This window comes from Sphingomonas sp. DC1600-2, assembly GCF_049897605.1.
Classification (GTDB): Bacteria; Pseudomonadota; Alphaproteobacteria; order Sphingomonadales; family Sphingomonadaceae; genus Sphingomonas.
On the sequence record NZ_JAFCWO010000004.1, the window covers coordinates 264,704 to 280,085 of the forward strand.

The following is a 15,382-nucleotide window of genomic DNA, read 5'->3' on the forward strand; positions in this document are numbered from 1 at the left end:
CGCCGCAAAGCCAAGCGAACGCGACCCAGCGCGCTGGCTGCGCGGTTGCGGATTTGCCAGCCGTGCCCGGCATCGCTACGGCGGACCATTACGGATAATAGCAGGAGAGCCTCCGTGGCCGAACTTCCCGAAACCCTTACCCTGACGCTCGACACCGGAAATGGCGAAGGCGGCGATGTTGTCATCAAGCTGCGCGGCGATCTCGCGCCCAACCATGTCGCGCGGATTGCCGAACTGGCCAATGACGGCTTTTACGACGGCGTCGTGTTCCACCGCGTCATCCCCGGCTTCATGGCGCAGGGTGGCGATCCCACCGGCACCGGCATGCACGGCTCGGACAAGCCCAATCTCGCCGCCGAATTCTCGAAGGAGCCGCATGTCCGCGGTGTCGCGTCGATGGCGCGCGCGCAGAGCCCGAACTCGGCCAACAGCCAGTTCTTCATCTGCTTCGACGATGCACGCTTCCTCGACGGCCAATATACCGTGTGGGGCGAAGTGACCTCGGGCATGGAGCATGTTGACGCGCTCCCCAAGGGCGAGCCGCCGCGCGAGCCCGGCAAGATCGTGAAGGCGCGCGCGGAATAACGCTATCTCCCTCTCCCCGCTTGCGGGGAGAGGGTGGCCGAGCGCAGCGAGGTCGGGAGAGGGGCAGTATCAAGGGGGCGCCCGTGGACGGCCTCTCTCCCCGACCCTCTCCCCCAGGGGGAGAGGGAGATTTACACGCTCGGATCGGCGATGGTGTCGATCAGCCAGTCGTGAAACAGCTTGACCGGGCGCTGCGTCAGCGCGCGCGGGCGACAGGCGAACCAATAGCTGTACGGGCTTTCCACCGGAATATCGAACAGCCGCACCAGCCGGTCGTCATGCGCATCCTCAAAATGGCTGGCGTGCATGAAGGCAATGCCAAGCCCCTGCGCCGCCGCCTCCAGCATCAGTGCGCCCGAATCGAAATGGTCGATCGCCAGCGGCTCCAGGTCGGTCAGCCCCGCCGCCGCGCGCCAGGCGCTGAACGTATCGGGCATATCGCGATGGACCAGCGCGGTCAGGCCCGCGAGCTGTTCCGGTCGCACGATCGGGTCGGCACCTTCGCGCAAGTGCCGCGCCCCAATCACATAAACCTGATTGCGATCCAGCCGCCGCGCATACAGCGACGGGTCGATCTCGCGCGCGAGCGCGATCACCGCGTCCAGCCCTTCGCCCAGGCGCGCCAGGCCGTGTTGCGCGGTGTCGACATCCAAATGCAATTCGGGGTGCTTGGCGCGCAGTTCGGGCAAGCGCGGAAACAGCCGTTGCGAGGCGTAGAGCGGCAGGATGCCGAGGCGCAGCCGCAGCACGTCGGTGTTGCTGGTCATGATCTCGACCGCGTCCGACAATTGGTCGAGCGCCGGGGCAATTTGCTGCAGCAAGCGGTCGCCATCGGCATTGAGCACGACCGCTTGATGCCGCCGTTCGAACAGCGGGCGTCCGATGAAGCGCTCCAGCGCCTGGATGCGACGACTGAGCGCGGGCGGCGACAAAGCGAGTTCCTGCGATGCAGCCTTGATCGACCCCGTCCGTGCGACCTGCACGAACGCCTCGATTGCGGTCAATGGCGGCAATCTCCGCATGATGGAATGGCCTCTTCCCTTATGGTTGCGCTATCTTGTGCAGCGCACCAAAATACCGTTCGCTCGAAAGCTATCATTTCTCGACTGCAAAAGAAAAGCACCGATTGCAGAAAGCGCAATCGCAATCGGTTCTTTCGCACTTGCAACATGGAACGCCGCACGGCACATAGGGGGTGCCTTTCAGGCATCCTCTCCTAAAACTTTCAAGGCCGATCCTTCACAGGGTCGGCCCTTTTTTTGTTTTATCAACGCCTTCCGTAACGACTTCGCCCGCGCTCTCGCATTTGTGGAACCACGTTCCTATCTCGCGCGCTCAACACCTGGCCGACTGCCCTGCGCAGCGACGGGTTTAAGCGAGGAACAGATCTATGGCGGACGTCGAGACGCCGATTCGGAAATTGCAGGTCGCTAACGCCCGTCCCGAGGATAGCGGGCGCGGGCTCGCCCACGTGCCCCGCGCGCTGCTGGCCGCGCTCGGTCTTGGCGAGGGCGATGTTATCGAGATCGTTGGCAAATCCTCCACCCCCGCGCGCGCGGTCGCGCCTTATGCCGAGGACGAAGGGCTTGAGATCATCCGCATCGATGGGCTTCAGCGCGCCAATGCGGGAGTCGGGTCGGGCGATTTCGTCGAAATCCGCCGTGTCGAATCGAAGGCGGCGACGCGGGTGGTGTTTGCCCCGGCGCAGCAGAATCTGCGTTTGCAGGGCTCGTCCAACGCGTTGAAGCGCACCTTCCTGGGCCGCCCGCTGACGCAGGGCGACGTCGTCGCAACCGCAGGGCAGCAGCGCGTCGACAACATGCCCCCCGGTGTGCAGAATATGCTGCGCGCGCCGGCTTATGCGCTCCAGGAAATCCGCCTCGCGGTGATCTCCACCGTGCCCAAGGGCGTGGTGCATGTGGACGAAAATACTGAAATTGAACTTCGCCCCGAATATGAGGAGCCGAAGGAAGCGCGCCGCGCCGACGTTACCTATGACGATATTGGCGGCATGGGCCCGACGATCGATCAGTTGCGCGAAATGGTCGAATTGCCGCTGCGCTACCCCGAATTGTTCCAGCGTCTTGGCGTCGATCCGCCCAAGGGCGTGTTGCTGCACGGGCCGCCCGGCACCGGCAAGACGCGGCTTGCGCGCGCCGTTGCCAACGAATCCGCCGCCGAGTTTTTCCTGATCAACGGGCCCGAGATCATGGGCTCCGCGTACGGCGAATCCGAGGGCAAGTTGCGTCAGGTGTTCGAGGAAGCGGCCAAGGCGGCACCCTCGATCGTGTTCATCGACGAGATCGATTCGATCGCGCCCAAGCGCGGGCAAGTGTCGGGTGAGGCCGAGAAGCGGCTGGTCGCGCAATTGCTGACGCTGATGGACGGGCTGGAAGCGCGCGCCAATGTCGTGGTGATCGCGGCGACCAATCGCCCCGAAGCGATCGATGAGGCGCTTCGGCGTCCGGGTCGGTTCGACCGGGAAATCGTCGTCGGCGTGCCGGATGAGCGCGGTCGTCGCGAGATTCTCGGCATCCACACACGTGGTATGCCGCTTGGCGACAAGGTCGATCTGGATGAGCTGGCGCGCACCACCTATGGCTTTGTCGGGGCCGATCTTGCCGCACTCGCGCGCGAGGCGGCGATCGAGGCGGTGCGCAAGCTGATGCCGCGGCTCAACCTGTCGGAGGGCACGATCCCGCCCGAGATCCTCGACACGCTCGCCGTGACCCGCGAGGATTTCGTCGATGCGCTGAAGCGCGTGCAGCCCTCGGCGATGCGCGAAGTGATGGTCGAGGCACCGCGCGTCCGCTGGGACGATGTCGGTGGTCTCGATTCAGCGCAGATGCGCTTGAAGGAAGGTGTCGAACTCCCGCTGAAGGACCCCGATGCGTTCCGGCGGCTGGGCATTCGCCCGGCCAAGGGCTTCCTGCTTTACGGTCCGCCCGGCACCGGCAAGACCCTGCTGGCCAAGGCGGTCGCGCGCGAGGCGCAGGCGAACTTCATCGCGACGCGCTCGTCCGATCTGCTCAGCAAATGGTATGGCGAGAGCGAACAGCAAATCGCCAAATTGTTCGCGCGCGCGCGGCAGGTGGCACCGTGCGTGATCTTCATCGATGAGCTTGATTCGCTCGTGCCCGCGCGCGGCGGCGGTCTTGGCGAGCCGCAAGTGACCGAACGCGTCGTCAACACCATCCTCGCCGAGATGGATGGGCTGGAGGAATTGCAATCGGTCGTCGTGATCGGCGCGACCAACCGGCCCAACCTGATCGACCCGGCCTTGCTGCGGCCGGGGCGCTTCGACGAGTTGATCTATGTCGGCGTGCCGAGCCTCGACGGGCGCGCGCGCATCCTGGCGATCCAGACCGCCAAGATGCCGATCGCCGAGGACGTCAATCTCGACGAACTCGCGCGACGGACCGATCGCTTCACCGGAGCCGATCTCGAGGATCTCGTGCGGCGCGCCGGGCTCACGGCTTTGCGCGAATCGCTGGCCGTCACGCAGGTGACGATGGCGCATTTCGAGATTGCGCTGGGCGAATCGCGCGCCTCGGTCACGCCCGAGCTCGAACGCGAATATGAATCGATGAGCACGCGGCTGAAGCAGGATGCGGCGTCGCTGCAGCCAATCGGCTTCGTCTCACCGGGGCAATTGCGCCCCCGCGAGGGAGATCGCTGACGGTTCGCGCAAGGTGAAGCGGGCATAGAGGAACAGCAGCAGCATTGCGGCACCCGCTGTCAGATAGGGCAGCGGGTGCCATGCTTCATACAGCCCCACCCCGATCGACGGCCCCAGCACGAACGCCGCACCGTTGATCGAGGTGACCTTCCCCGCAACCGCCCCTTGCGCGTTATGCCCGACCGCGAGCGACGCCCCTGCCGTAAACGCCGGGCGCGTAAAGCCGAAGCCGACGCTGGCGAGCGCATAGGCGCAGGCGATGCTGTAGAGCGACGTCGCCAGCCCGGTCAGCACGCAGCCGAGCGTCGCGATCAGCAGCCCCGTCAGCATCATCGCGCGCGGTCGCAGATCGAGATTGGGGATGATCCCCCATTGCACCAGCAGCGCCGCGCCCGCGCCCATCATGAGCACGATACCGGTCGGTTGCAGCGCGAGCGCCGGGGCGAGATGCAAGCGGTCGATCACGAGGAAACCGATCGCCTGCCCCGTCATCGCCTGGCCGTGGCCCATGATCAGCCCCGCGATCATCCAGCCCCGAATGCGCGGGTCGGCATAGCCCACTTGCTCGCTATGCGGCTCGGTCGCCGCCATGATGCTCGCACCCGAACTTTGCCCGCCGATCGAAGGATAGGCATTGGCCGCACCATGCGTCCCCGCCTGCGGGATCAGGTCGTTGGGCAGCATCTGCCGCACCGCGATCCACACGCTGAGCCCGAACAGCGCGAACAGGAAGGCCGGGCCCGCCAGCCCGATCTCGACCCCGCCGAGCGACCCGAGGATCAGGTAGGGGGCAATGGCGGGGCCAAGGATGGTCCCAAGGCCAAAGGCCGATCCCAACAGCGTCAGGGCTTTGGTGCGTTGCGCGCGCGAGGTATTGCCTGCGACCAACGCCTGGACGGCGGGCGGTGCCGCTGCGCCGAAGGTGCCGTAGATCAGCCGCCCGACGATGAAGCACAGGAACGCCGCCGTCCCGCCGATCCAGCCATTGATCCCGGCGGTGAGAAACACGCCGCATACGCTCAGCGACACGGCAAAACCACCGACGCCGAGCAGGATCATCGCGCGCCGTCCGTGCCGGTCCGACCGCTTCGCCCAGAACGGCGCCGCCAGCACCCACAGCAGTGCCGATACCGAAAATGCCGCCGCCACCGCGCTGTCGGGCACGCGCAGCGACCGGCCAAGCGCGGGCAGCACCGATTGCAGCGCGGTGTTGCCCGCCGCGATCGTCAGCATGACGGTGAACAGCAACGCGAAATCGCGATCGATCCGCGCTTGCCGCTTCACCGCTCGCGCCCGAAATTGAGCCGCTTGGTGACGTTATAGTCGAGCACGGTCATCACGAAAAAGGCAGCGGCCTGCTTGGTGCGAGTCCACCAGCCGGTGGTGGCGCGATAATGTTCGGCGGTGATCCGCTCGGATTCACCCACCTCGTTATCGACATAGGCGCGGACATGCGCGGCAAAGGCCGGGTCATCGATCCGCAGCATCATTTCCAGGTTCAGGAACAGGCTGCGAATATCGTAATTGGCCGAGCCGATATAGACGACGTCGTCGATCAGGAAGAGCTTGGTGTGCAGCTTGGTCGGCTGATATTCGTAGATCTGCACGCGCTTGCGCAGCAGCCCGGCATAAGTGAAGCGCGACGCCCAAATCGCGGCACCGTGATCGTTTTTGGACGCCAGCACGATCCGCACCCGGCCGCGCAGCCCGGCCGCGTCGAGCCGCCGCAGCATCCCCGGACTCGGCGCGAAATAGGCGGAGATCAGATCGACGCGCTGGGCGGCTTCGAGATCGCGCTTCACCGCGCGCGCCCAGGGAGACAGCCTGCGGGTCGGGCCGCCGAACAGCCAGCGCACGCTGCCATCTGGCTCGCTCCACGTCTTCAGCGCACGGCGCAGTGCGCGCAACGGAGGCTTGGGCCGCTTGGCCCAGCGCGCCAGCGCATCGAAATAACCGGTGATGCGCTGCGCGGCGGGCCCTTCGACCAGCAAACCGAGGTCGCGCCATGCCTGCTCGGCGGGTGTCCCGAAATAGCTGTCCTCGACGTTAAAGCCGCCGATAATGGCGCGCGCTTGATCGGATTCGCCATCGGCCAGCGCCAATTTCTGGTGATTGCGCAATAGATAGCGCCTGCCCCAGCGCGGCACGAAGCGACAGACCTCGACGCCGGCTTCGCGTAGCGGTTCGAAAAAGTGATGGCTCTCGGCGACTTCGCTGCCCAGGCCGTCGACCACCAGCGATACCTTCACCCCGCGCGCCGCCGCCCGGATCATCGCGCCGCGCACCTTGGCCCCGGCCGCGTCATCGACATAGATGTAGTAGAGGATGCGCAGCGTGTGTTTGGCACCGTCGATCAGCGCGATCAGCGTGTCGAGACGTCGCGGACCCGTATCGAGCATGGTCAGGCGGTTGCCAGCGACCGTGAAGGTCGGTTGTTCGCGCGGGCTCTCCATCCGCCTGCTCTGGCGGGGCCGCTGGCGGGATGCAACCCGCTTTCCTTGACTCCCGCGCACTTCCAGCCTAAATCGCCGCCTTTCCGACTATCGTCGTACAAGCAAGGAAGCCGTTCATGGCGCGCGTCACTGTCGAAGATTGCGTCGACAAGATTCCCAACCGCTTCGATCTCGTCCTGTTCGCCGCCCAGCGCGCGCGGCAGATTTCGGGTGGTGCTGAATTGCTGCTAGATCGCGATCGCGACAAGAACCCGGTCGTCGCGCTGCGCGAGATCGCCGAGGAGCTGGTGCAGCCCGCGCATCTGCAGGAATCGGTCGTCTCCGGTCTGCAGCGCGTCCAGATGGACGATGACGATGTTGCCGATGCGGTCGGTTCGCTGGCGGCTTCAGCCGAAGCGCTGCGCCTCACCGCAGCGGCTCCCCCGCGCAACCAGAATCTCGGCGCGGACTACGAAGGCTGAGTATGACGCCCGCGCCTGACGCTTTGCGTTAGACGCGGGTCACCCAAGTGGCGGACGGCGGTAGCGCGGGGCGTGTTCCCGCGTTTGCCGTCCGACGGCGTGGTTTGCCACACCGTATTTACGTCTCCCAGATCACGCCTCGTCTGGTTCCGTCGCGGCCTTGGCGCGACCCTTGAAACCCTGCGCCACCACATACCATTCGCTCGACGCCTTGCGGCTGGCGGCGGGCTTGGCGTGTTTCACCGTCGCGAAATTGCGCTTCATCTCCGCCACCAGGGCGGTGTCAGCACCACCTGCGAAGACCTTGCCGACAAAGGCACCGCCGGGCTCCAGCACGTCAATGGCAAAGGCCAAAGCCGCCTCGACCAAGCCCATCGTGCGCAAGGCATCGGTCTGGGGATGGCCGACGGTATTGGCCGCCATGTCCGACAGCACAAGGTCGGGCGCGCCATCGAGCGCCGCCATCAGTCGCTCGGGCGCGACATCGGCCATGAAATCGAGCTGAAATATCGTGACGCCGTCGATCGGGTCGACCGGGAGCAAATCGATCCCGACGATCGCCGCCTTGGGCACCAGCCGTCGCACCACTTGCGACCAGCCACCCGGCGCGATGCCAAGATCGACCACGCGGCGCTTGCCCTTCAGGAAGGCGAAGCGTTCGTCCAGCTCGCTCAATTTATAGGCCGCGCGGCTGCGAAAGCCGTCGGCCTTGGCGCGCTTCACATACGGGTCGTTCAATTGCCGCTCGAGCCAGCGCGTCGATTGCGCGGTGCGCTTGCGTGCCGTCTTCACGCGGACCCTCAGGCCGCCACCATCCCGGCTCATGCACCATTTCCCATCAAGCGTCGAAGAATGCCCTCGCGAATGCCGCGATCGGCGATGCCGAGCCGTTCGGCCGGCCACAAGTCCAGAATGGTTTCCAGAATGGCGCAACCAGCGACGACCAGATCGGCGCGTTCCGACCCGATACAGGGCAATTGCGCGCGCTGGCGCAAGTCCATTTCCGCAAGCTCGGTACTGATGCGCCGCATGGCGCTGGCGGGGACGATCAAACCGTCCACTTGCGCCCGGTCGTAATGCGACAGGCCGAGATGCACGCTTGCCAGCGTGGTGACGGTTCCCGATGTGCCGAGCAGGCGCGGCACCGCGATGCCGCGTGGCAGCCGCGCCGCAAAGGGGGCCATGCTTTCGGTAACCAGCGCGCGCATGCGGGCATAAGCGGCCGCGCGGCCCTCCGGCCCGTCGCCATGGCCGGCGCTTTCGGTCAACGAGACCACGCCCCATGGCGCGCTGTGCCAGTCCAGCACCTTCGGGTCGGGGCCGCGCGTGTCGACCAGAACCAGTTCGGTCGATCCGCCGCCAATGTCGAAAATGAGCGCAGGGTCTTCGCCCGGCTCGATCAGCGCATGGCACCCGAGCACCGCGAGCCGCGCCTCCTCCTCGGCGGTGATAACGTCGAGCAAAATCCCGGTTTCGGCATAAGCGCGAGCGATGAACTCGGCCCCGTTGCTGGCGCGGCGACAGGCCTCGGTGGCCACCGCGCGCGACAGGGTGACGTTGCGGCGCTTCAATTTGTCCGCGCAGATTTTCAGCGCGGCGATGGTGCGTTCGATCGCAGCGTCGCTCAAGCGTCCCGAACTTGCCAGGCCTTCGCCCAGCCGCACGATCCGCGAAAAAGCGTCGATTACGGCAAATCCATCGCCTTGTGGTCGCGCGATCAGCAGGCGGCAATTGTTGGTGCCAAGGTCAAGTGCGGCGAAGTGGCGTGGATCTCGCCCGCGTGTAACGAGTGCGGTGCCGCCTCTTGGTTTGCCGTTGGTCGGCGCCGAACGGGCAGGCTTTACCTGCCGGTACGGCATATCGGGCGATCGATCCCCCATGCCGTGTGACTCGCTTATTCTGTTCTGCCGTCGCGGCGCGCGGGTCGCGCGCCGTTCGGTGCTTGGGCGGGATCCTAGCGGATGGTCGGTCGACCGGCAAGCGACCCCGCTGCGCCTCTGCCATCGGTTGACATGCGCGGCGCTCGCCCGTAGAGCGCGACCCCGGCGTTGCCCCGTCGTCTAATGGTAAGACTGCGGTTTCTGATACCGCCTATTGAGGTTCGAATCCTCACGGGGCATCCAGCCATCTCCTTCCTTTTCCGACCCACTGGCGCGCAACGATCTCGCGCGCGCTGGGTTGATGGGGGGTACGCCCGCACGTTGCATGGCCGGGTTATGGGAGGTCGGGTGAACGGAAGCGTATCGGCAGCAGGAGGTGACCGTCTCGCCCGGTGGCTGCGCTGGCGCTATGTTCTGGGCGCGCTCGGCTTGGCGTTGGGGGCGGTTTTGCTTGGGCTGTGGCTGGCGCGCAAACCGCTCGCCGAGCATTTCATTGCCGATACGCTTCGCGCTCGCGGGGTTCCCGCGCGCTACCAGATCGAGAAAATTGGCCTGCGCACACAGCGCCTGACCAATGTCGTCCTCGGTGATCCGGCCAATCCCGATTTGCGCGCCGACTGGCTGGAAGTGGATACCAGCCTGGGGTTTTCGGGGGTCGGCGTTACGGCGGTCCGTATCGGTCATCTCGCCATGCGCGGGCGACTGGCCGACGGAAAGGTCTCGTTCGGTGCCATCGACCGACTGCAGCCCCAAGCCGCGGGTACGGCATTCGCGCTGCCGCGCATCAGAGTCGACATTGCCGACGCGCGCATCGCGCTGACGACGCCTTATGGTGCGCTCGCATTGGCGACGACGGGATCCGGGGCGCTGGACGATGGCTTTTCGGGGAGGTTGCGCGCGACCTCGGCGCGGCTCGCGGTTGGCGGGTGTCGGCTGGACGACGTTTCCGCCGATGTGGCGATACAGGTGCTGGCAGCACGGCCAAGCGTCAGCGGCCCCGTCCGCGCCGCACGCGCTGACTGTGCGGGCGTGCAAGCGACGGGAGCAGCCGTCGACCTAGACGTGGTGCTGAACCGGCAGCTCGACCGATGGAAGGGAAAGGCACAGCTTGGTATCGCGGCTGTCGCGCGGAGCGGTGTGGGCGCGCGCACGATCATGGGGCCAGTGTCCTTCGCTGGATCGGGGAAGGATCTGTCGGGTGCTGTCGACCTGCATTCGGGCCCTTTCGCCGCCAGCGGCGTTGCCGGACGCCAGGCCGCGCTGACCGGAGCCTATCGGTACGCGAATGGTGGTTTCACGTTCGATGGCGACGCGCGGGCGGTGGCAGCGCAACTCTCTCCCGCCCGGTTGACGCAGCTCGATTCGTGGCAAAGCGCGAGCGCGGGAACGCCGCTCGGGCCGATGGCCACGCAGGTGGTGATGGCGACACGGTCGGCGGCGCGTTCCGTCAGTGTTGATGCCCGCATAACCGCCACGATCGGCGGTGCCCAGGGGCGGGTACGGATGTCGCGACTGGCGCTCGCGACTGCGTCGGGCGTGAACCTTCGTGCCTCGGGCGCTGCTGACATCACCTATGGCGGGGCCCGCAGCGGATGGCGGATCGCGGGTGCCGCCGAGATGGCAGGCGGCGGCTTGCCGGAGGCACGGGTTCGGGTCATGCAGGATGCTGCGGGCAGCCCGTTGATCGGTCAAGCGATCATCAAACCCTATGCCGTCGGGACATCGCAGCTTGTGTTGGCCCCTGTCGCCTTCACCGCGCGCAACGATGGCGCGACCCAGGTCACGACCAGGATCGATGTGTCGGGGCCGCTTGGCGACGGTCGGGTCGAATCGCTGCGCTTGCCGATCGTGGCGACGTGGGACGGGGGCTCCCGCTTGACCGTCAATGCCACATGTGCCCCGCTCGGGTTCGCGCGACTACGCCTTTCGGGCATCGATTTGCGGCGGTCTTCGATGACGCTGTGCCCCCGCGATGGCGGACTGGCGCGCCTGGAGCGCGGCGTGTTGCGCGGCGGAGGCGGGATCGGGCCGATCCGACTGGCTGGGACACTGGGCGCGTCGCCGCTGGAACTGGTGATGCGGCAGGCGCAGTGGAGTTTGGAAGACCGTCGCTTCGTGCTGGCGGGGCTTGGTGTGCGGGTCGGGACGGCAGAGCGGATCACCCGGCTCGATGTGGCGCGATTGGCCGGGGCGTTTGCCGCCAATCGCCCGCAGGGCAGCTTTGACGGAGCAGCGGGACAAATCGGCAGCGTCCCGCTGCTCCTGTCGGCCGCCAATGGCAATTGGCGCTTTGCCGAGGGCAAGCTGTCGCTGGCGGGAGGACTCGCGGTGGCGGACAGTGCCGCCAGTCCGCGGTTCCACCCTATGGCGGTGCGCGGCGCGGCCGTGACGCTGGCCGACAACCACATTGTCGCCACTGGCACGCTGTTCGAACCGAAGCAGGGCGTGAAAGTGGCCGATGTCACCATCGCGCACGATCTCGGCACAGGAACGGGCCGCGCCGATCTGATCGTCCCGGGCATCACCTTCGACGAGCATTTCCAGCCCGATCACCTCACCCCGCTGACCTTTGGCGTCATCGCCAATGTCGTGGGTGCGACCAGCGGAGAGGGGCATATTCGCTGGACACCGCAAGCCGTGACGAGCGACGGCGTGTTCCGCACCGGGGGCATCAATCTGGCCGCCGCTTTTGGCCCGGCGAGCGGCATTGCCGGGGAAATCCGCTTTACCGATCTGCTCAATCTCGAGAGCGCGCCTGGGCAGGTCGCGACGATCAAAAGCCTCAACCCGGGCGTTGCGGTCAATGACGGCGTGGTTCGCTATCAGTTGCTGCCGGGCGCGCGGGTGCGGGTCGAGCAGGGCGTATGGCCCTTTGCCGGCGGTCGCCTGTCGCTCGAACCGACCCTCCTCGATTTCGACGAGGCGCAGGAACGCCATTTGACCTTCCGCGTGACGGGCGTGCAGGCCGACCAGTTTCTCCAGCAATTCGACTTCAAGAATTTGAACGCGACGGGCATTTTCGACGGCGCGCTGCCGATGGTGTTCGATGCGCGCGGCGGGCGGATCGAAAACGGCAATCTGGTGGTGCACCCCGGCGGCGGCACGATCGCCTATGTCGGCGAAGTGACGCAGAAAGACCTCGGCTTTTGGGGGAATTTCGCGTTCCAGTCGCTGAAATCGCTGCGCTATCGCAATCTCGACATCGTCATGAACGGTCCGCTGGCGGGCGAGGTGATCACGCAAGTGCGTTTCGCCGGGATTGCGCAAGGCGCGGGCGCCAAGCGCAATTTCCTGTTCGACCGGCTGCAGAAGCTGCCGATCGTGTTCAACCTCAGGATTTCCGCACCGTTCCGCCAGCTCGCCGATTCGGTGCAGAATTTCTATGATCCCAAGCGGCTGGTCGAACGCAATTTGCCGACCCTGCTGGAAGAACAAAATAAACGCGCGGTGCCGCCGACGCCCGCCACCCCCATTCAGCCCTCCGACAGCAGGACCGTGCCATGACCGAAACAGCATTGACGATGATGAAGGACCGGCCGAGCAACAGTGTAATGAAGAGACTGACGATCCTGGGCCTGTGCGCGCTCTGTCTTGCCCAGACGGCATGCGTTAATGTGACCGCGCCCGACAAACCGATCGTCATCAATCTCAACATCAGCGTGACGCAGGAAGTGGTCTATCGTCTTGATGGCCAGGCCAAGAATTTGATTCAGTCGCAACCGGGGATTTTCTGATGAACAGGCTCAAGATATCGATCGCGACGCTCCTGCTGGTCGGCGGTGCGTCTGCGGCCGTTGCCCAGCGTGATCCGGCCTATCAGGCGGCGCGCGCGGCGGGCGAAGTGGGCGAGCAGCCCGATGGCTATCTCGGCGTGGTCGGCAGCGCGAGCCCGGCGGTGCGCGCGCTGGTCAACAACATCAACATCCAGCGCAAGGCGGCGTATACCCAGCAAAGCGCGGCGTCGGGTGCCACGGTCGAGCAGTTCGCCTTTACCAGCGGGTGCAATTTGATCCTGAAGACCGCGCCAGGCGAGAAATATAAAGGCCCCGACGGCGTTTGGAAAACGCGCACCGCCGCCCCGCCGGAACGCGATTCGCGCTGTATCTGAGCGGCGCGCGTTATTTGGCCTCGGCGAGCGCGGCCTTGGCGGTGGCGCTCGTCCAGTCCATGCCGCCGGTGCTGCGCCAAACTTCGTGACCGGTCGAATCGAACAGGATGCTCATCGGCAGGCTGGCATTATAGGTGATGCTGAAGCCGACATCCTTGTCGAGATAGGGCTTCAGCCGTGCGAAGCTGTGCTTGGCGAAGAAACCGGCGACGGTCGGGCGGTCCTTGTCCTGGCTGATCGTGGCGACGGTGATGGTTGCTGCCGCTGCATCGAGCGTCGGCATTTCCTTGACGCACGGGCCGCACCAGGTCGCCCAGAGATTGACCAGCACTGGCTTGCCCTTGAACGCCGCCAGCGTCATCGGCTTGCCATCGGGGTCTTCGAACGTGACCGCGGGGGCGGCTTCGCCCTTGTGGCTGCGGTCGATCGCGTGCGTCTCAGCCGGTTCTGCGGTGGCCTGCGCGGAATTGGCGGTGGGCGCGAGCGCGTCTTGCCCGTTGGACGAGACTTGCTTATCGCACCCGCCAAGCACTCCGAGTAGCAGGACCGGGACCATCACCGAGCGTAAAGACATATCGGGCGCATCCAATGCGATGTGGGGCGGTCGTTTTGCCGAAGGGCCGACCGCTGTCATGCGGGCGATAAATGCCTCGATCCCGTTCGACAAGCGTTTGTGGCGACAGGACATCGCCGGGTCCAAGGCGCATGTCGCGATGTTGGGCGCGACCGGCATCGTTTCGGCCGAGGATGCCGCCACGATCTCGGCTGGCCTCGACACCGTTGCCGCGCATTATGCCGAGCATGGCGTGGCCGAGGACATGGTGCTCGAAGACATCCACATGCAAAGCGAGTCGCGCCTGGCCGAGGCGATCGGCCCGGTTGCCGGGCGGCTGCACACCGCGCGCTCACGCAACGACCAGGTCGCGACCGATTTCAAATTATGGGTGCGCGATGCGATCGACGAGGTCGATGCGGCGTTGGGCGCGTTTCAGGACGCCTTGCTCGCCCGCGCCGAGCAGCATGCCGACAGCGTGATGCCGGGCTTCACGCATCTTCAGAGCGCGCAGCCGGTGACGCTCGGCCATCATCTGATGGCCTATTATGAGATGATCGCGCGCGATCGCAGCCGCTTCGCCGATGCGCGGGCGCGGATGAACCTGTCGCCGCTGGGATCGGCTGCGCTGGCGGGCACCGGCTTCCCGATCGACCGGGAGATGACGGCGGCGGCGCTCGGCTTCGATGGTCCGACGCGCAATTCGCTCGATGGCGTGTCCGACCGCGATTTCGCGATCGATTATCTGACCTCGGCGACGCAATGTTCGCTGCATCTGTCGCGGCTTGCCGAGGAATTCGTGCTGTGGGCGTCGCAGCCGTTCGGCTTCGTCGCTCTATCGGATCAATGGTCGACCGGCAGCTCGATCATGCCGCAGAAGCGCAACCCCGATGCGGCCGAACTGGTGCGCGGCCATGCCGGGCGCATCCTCGGCTGCATGACCGCGCTGATGGTGACGATGAAGGGCCTGCCGCTGGCCTATTCCAAGGACATGCAGGACGATAAGCCGCCGGTGTTTGAGGCGCATGATTTGCTAGGGCTGTCGATCGCGGCGATGACGGGCATGGTCGAAAGCGCGACCTTCCGGACCGATCGGATGCGCGGGCTTGCCGAAGCCGGTTTCGCCACCGCGACCGATCTCGCCGACTGGCTGGTGCGCGAAGCAGGCGTGCCGTTCCGCGAGGCGCATCACATCACCGGCCAGGCAGTGGCGCGCGCGGAAGCGCTGGGGGTGAAGCTCGACGCGGTGCCGCTGGCCGATTTGCAAGCCATTGATGCGCGGATCGACGATCGCGTCTATGGCGTGTTGTCGGTCGATGCGTCGGTTGCCAGCCGCACGAGCTTTGGCGGCACCGCGCCGTCGCGCGTGCGGGCGGCGATTGCGGCGGCACGCGAAGGGAAACGGTCATGACACTCACGCGGGTGCCGGGTTTGATGGTCCTCGGGTCGATCGCGCTGCTCGCGGGTTGTGGTTCGGCGACCACCTTGAAACCGCCCAAGGGCCAACCATTGCCGGTCGCGCCTTATGGGGCGACCGCCACGCCGACGCCTGCCGATTTGATAAAACCGAGCGACCAGGCCCGCCCCGAGCGCAGTGACGAAGTGCTCAAGAACTCGCAGCAGCGGCGCGGCGACGATTTCGATTTGCCGCCCCCCAACTGAT

At 65.8% G+C, this 15,382-nt stretch carries 14 protein-coding genes and 1 tRNA gene; 9 read left to right on the forward strand and 6 right to left on the reverse strand.

What is annotated here, in order from left to right:
• Positions 1–114 precede the first annotated feature (114 nt).
• A complete protein-coding gene (locus ACP7BL_RS11245; RefSeq protein WP_010405437.1) occupies positions 115–585 on the forward strand; it encodes a peptidylprolyl isomerase in 471 nt (156 codons plus the stop codon).
• Between the two features lie 131 nt (positions 586–716).
• On the opposite strand, the gene ACP7BL_RS11250 is transcribed toward ACP7BL_RS11245, so the two are convergent.
• Positions 717–1,607 carry a LysR substrate-binding domain-containing protein gene (locus tag ACP7BL_RS11250; RefSeq protein ID WP_209612700.1) on the reverse strand — a complete coding sequence of 297 codons (891 nt, stop codon included), beginning with the start codon at positions 1,605–1,607 and terminating at the stop codon, positions 717–719.
• A gap of 368 nt (positions 1,608–1,975) precedes the next feature.
• Here ACP7BL_RS11250 and ACP7BL_RS11255 point away from each other — a divergent pair, with 368 nt between their 5' ends.
• The gene (locus ACP7BL_RS11255; protein ID WP_033966505.1) at positions 1,976–4,264 is read left to right on the forward strand and encodes a CDC48 family AAA ATPase; all 2,289 of its coding nucleotides are present in this window, start codon (positions 1,976–1,978) and stop codon (positions 4,262–4,264) included.
• Here ACP7BL_RS11255 and ACP7BL_RS11260 read toward each other — a convergent pair.
• Both ACP7BL_RS11260 and ACP7BL_RS11265 read right to left on the reverse strand, forming a co-directional pair.
• A complete protein-coding gene (locus ACP7BL_RS11260; protein WP_033966506.1) occupies positions 4,226–5,548 on the reverse strand; it encodes an MFS transporter in 1,323 nt (440 codons plus the stop codon). The two genes, ACP7BL_RS11255 and ACP7BL_RS11260, sit on opposite strands and share 39 nt — an antisense overlap.
• Entirely contained in the window at positions 5,545–6,717 is a 1,173-nt protein-coding gene (locus ACP7BL_RS11265; RefSeq protein ID WP_126848546.1) for a phospholipase D-like domain-containing protein, read from the reverse strand. Before ACP7BL_RS11265 ends, ACP7BL_RS11260 begins: the two co-directional genes overlap by 4 nt.
• Before the next feature lie 116 nt (positions 6,718–6,833).
• Here ACP7BL_RS11265 and rpoZ point away from each other — a divergent pair, with 116 nt between their 5' ends.
• Positions 6,834–7,178, forward strand: a complete 345-nt coding sequence (rpoZ, locus tag ACP7BL_RS11270; RefSeq protein ID WP_033964671.1) for a DNA-directed RNA polymerase subunit omega — start codon at positions 6,834–6,836, stop codon at positions 7,176–7,178.
• 132 nt (positions 7,179–7,310) lie between these two features.
• Here the strand turns inward: rpoZ and ACP7BL_RS11275 are convergent, their stop codons facing one another.
• Positions 7,311–8,003 (reverse strand): RlmE family RNA methyltransferase, encoded by a 693-nt coding sequence (locus ACP7BL_RS11275; RefSeq protein WP_033964670.1) that lies wholly within the window; start codon positions 8,001–8,003, stop codon positions 7,311–7,313.
• Positions 8,000–9,058 carry a Ppx/GppA phosphatase family protein gene (locus ACP7BL_RS11280; protein ID WP_231565051.1) on the reverse strand — a complete coding sequence of 353 codons (1,059 nt, stop codon included), beginning with the start codon at positions 9,056–9,058 and terminating at the stop codon, positions 8,000–8,002. The genes ACP7BL_RS11275 and ACP7BL_RS11280 overlap by 4 nt, the downstream gene beginning before the upstream one ends.
• 169 nt (positions 9,059–9,227) lie before the next feature.
• Here ACP7BL_RS11280 and ACP7BL_RS11285 point away from each other — a divergent pair.
• From ACP7BL_RS11285 to ACP7BL_RS11300, 4 genes are all read left to right on the forward strand, one after another.
• A tRNA-Gln gene (locus ACP7BL_RS11285) sits at positions 9,228–9,301 on the forward strand.
• Positions 9,302–9,406: 105 nt separating this feature from the next.
• Complete coding sequence (locus ACP7BL_RS11290) at positions 9,407–12,562, forward strand: intermembrane phospholipid transport protein YdbH family protein (RefSeq protein WP_426258352.1); 3,156 nt, start codon at positions 9,407–9,409, stop codon at positions 12,560–12,562.
• On the forward strand, positions 12,559–12,792 hold the full coding sequence (locus ACP7BL_RS11295) for a YnbE family lipoprotein (RefSeq protein ID WP_052192311.1): 234 nt from the start codon (positions 12,559–12,561) through the stop codon (positions 12,790–12,792). Before ACP7BL_RS11290 ends, ACP7BL_RS11295 begins: the two co-directional genes overlap by 4 nt.
• On the forward strand, positions 12,792–13,166 hold the full coding sequence (locus ACP7BL_RS11300) for a YdbL family protein (RefSeq protein WP_033964668.1): 375 nt from the start codon (positions 12,792–12,794) through the stop codon (positions 13,164–13,166). The genes ACP7BL_RS11295 and ACP7BL_RS11300 overlap by 1 nt, the downstream gene beginning before the upstream one ends.
• A 10-nt stretch (positions 13,167–13,176) precedes the next feature.
• Here ACP7BL_RS11300 and ACP7BL_RS11305 read toward each other — a convergent pair whose 3' ends face one another.
• Complete coding sequence (locus ACP7BL_RS11305; protein ID WP_033964675.1) at positions 13,177–13,740, reverse strand: TlpA family protein disulfide reductase; 564 nt, start codon at positions 13,738–13,740, stop codon at positions 13,177–13,179.
• A 19-nt stretch (positions 13,741–13,759) separates the two neighbouring features.
• On the opposite strand from ACP7BL_RS11305, the gene argH reads away from it, so the two are divergent.
• Positions 13,760–15,130: an argininosuccinate lyase gene (gene argH / locus ACP7BL_RS11310; RefSeq protein WP_426258353.1), complete on the forward strand. Its 1,371-nt coding sequence runs from the start codon at positions 13,760–13,762 to the stop codon at positions 15,128–15,130.
• Positions 15,127–15,381 carry a hypothetical protein gene (locus ACP7BL_RS11315; RefSeq protein WP_033964666.1) on the forward strand — a complete coding sequence of 85 codons (255 nt, stop codon included), beginning with the start codon at positions 15,127–15,129 and terminating at the stop codon, positions 15,379–15,381. Before argH ends, ACP7BL_RS11315 begins: the two co-directional genes overlap by 4 nt.
• Position 15,382 lies beyond the last annotated feature (1 nt).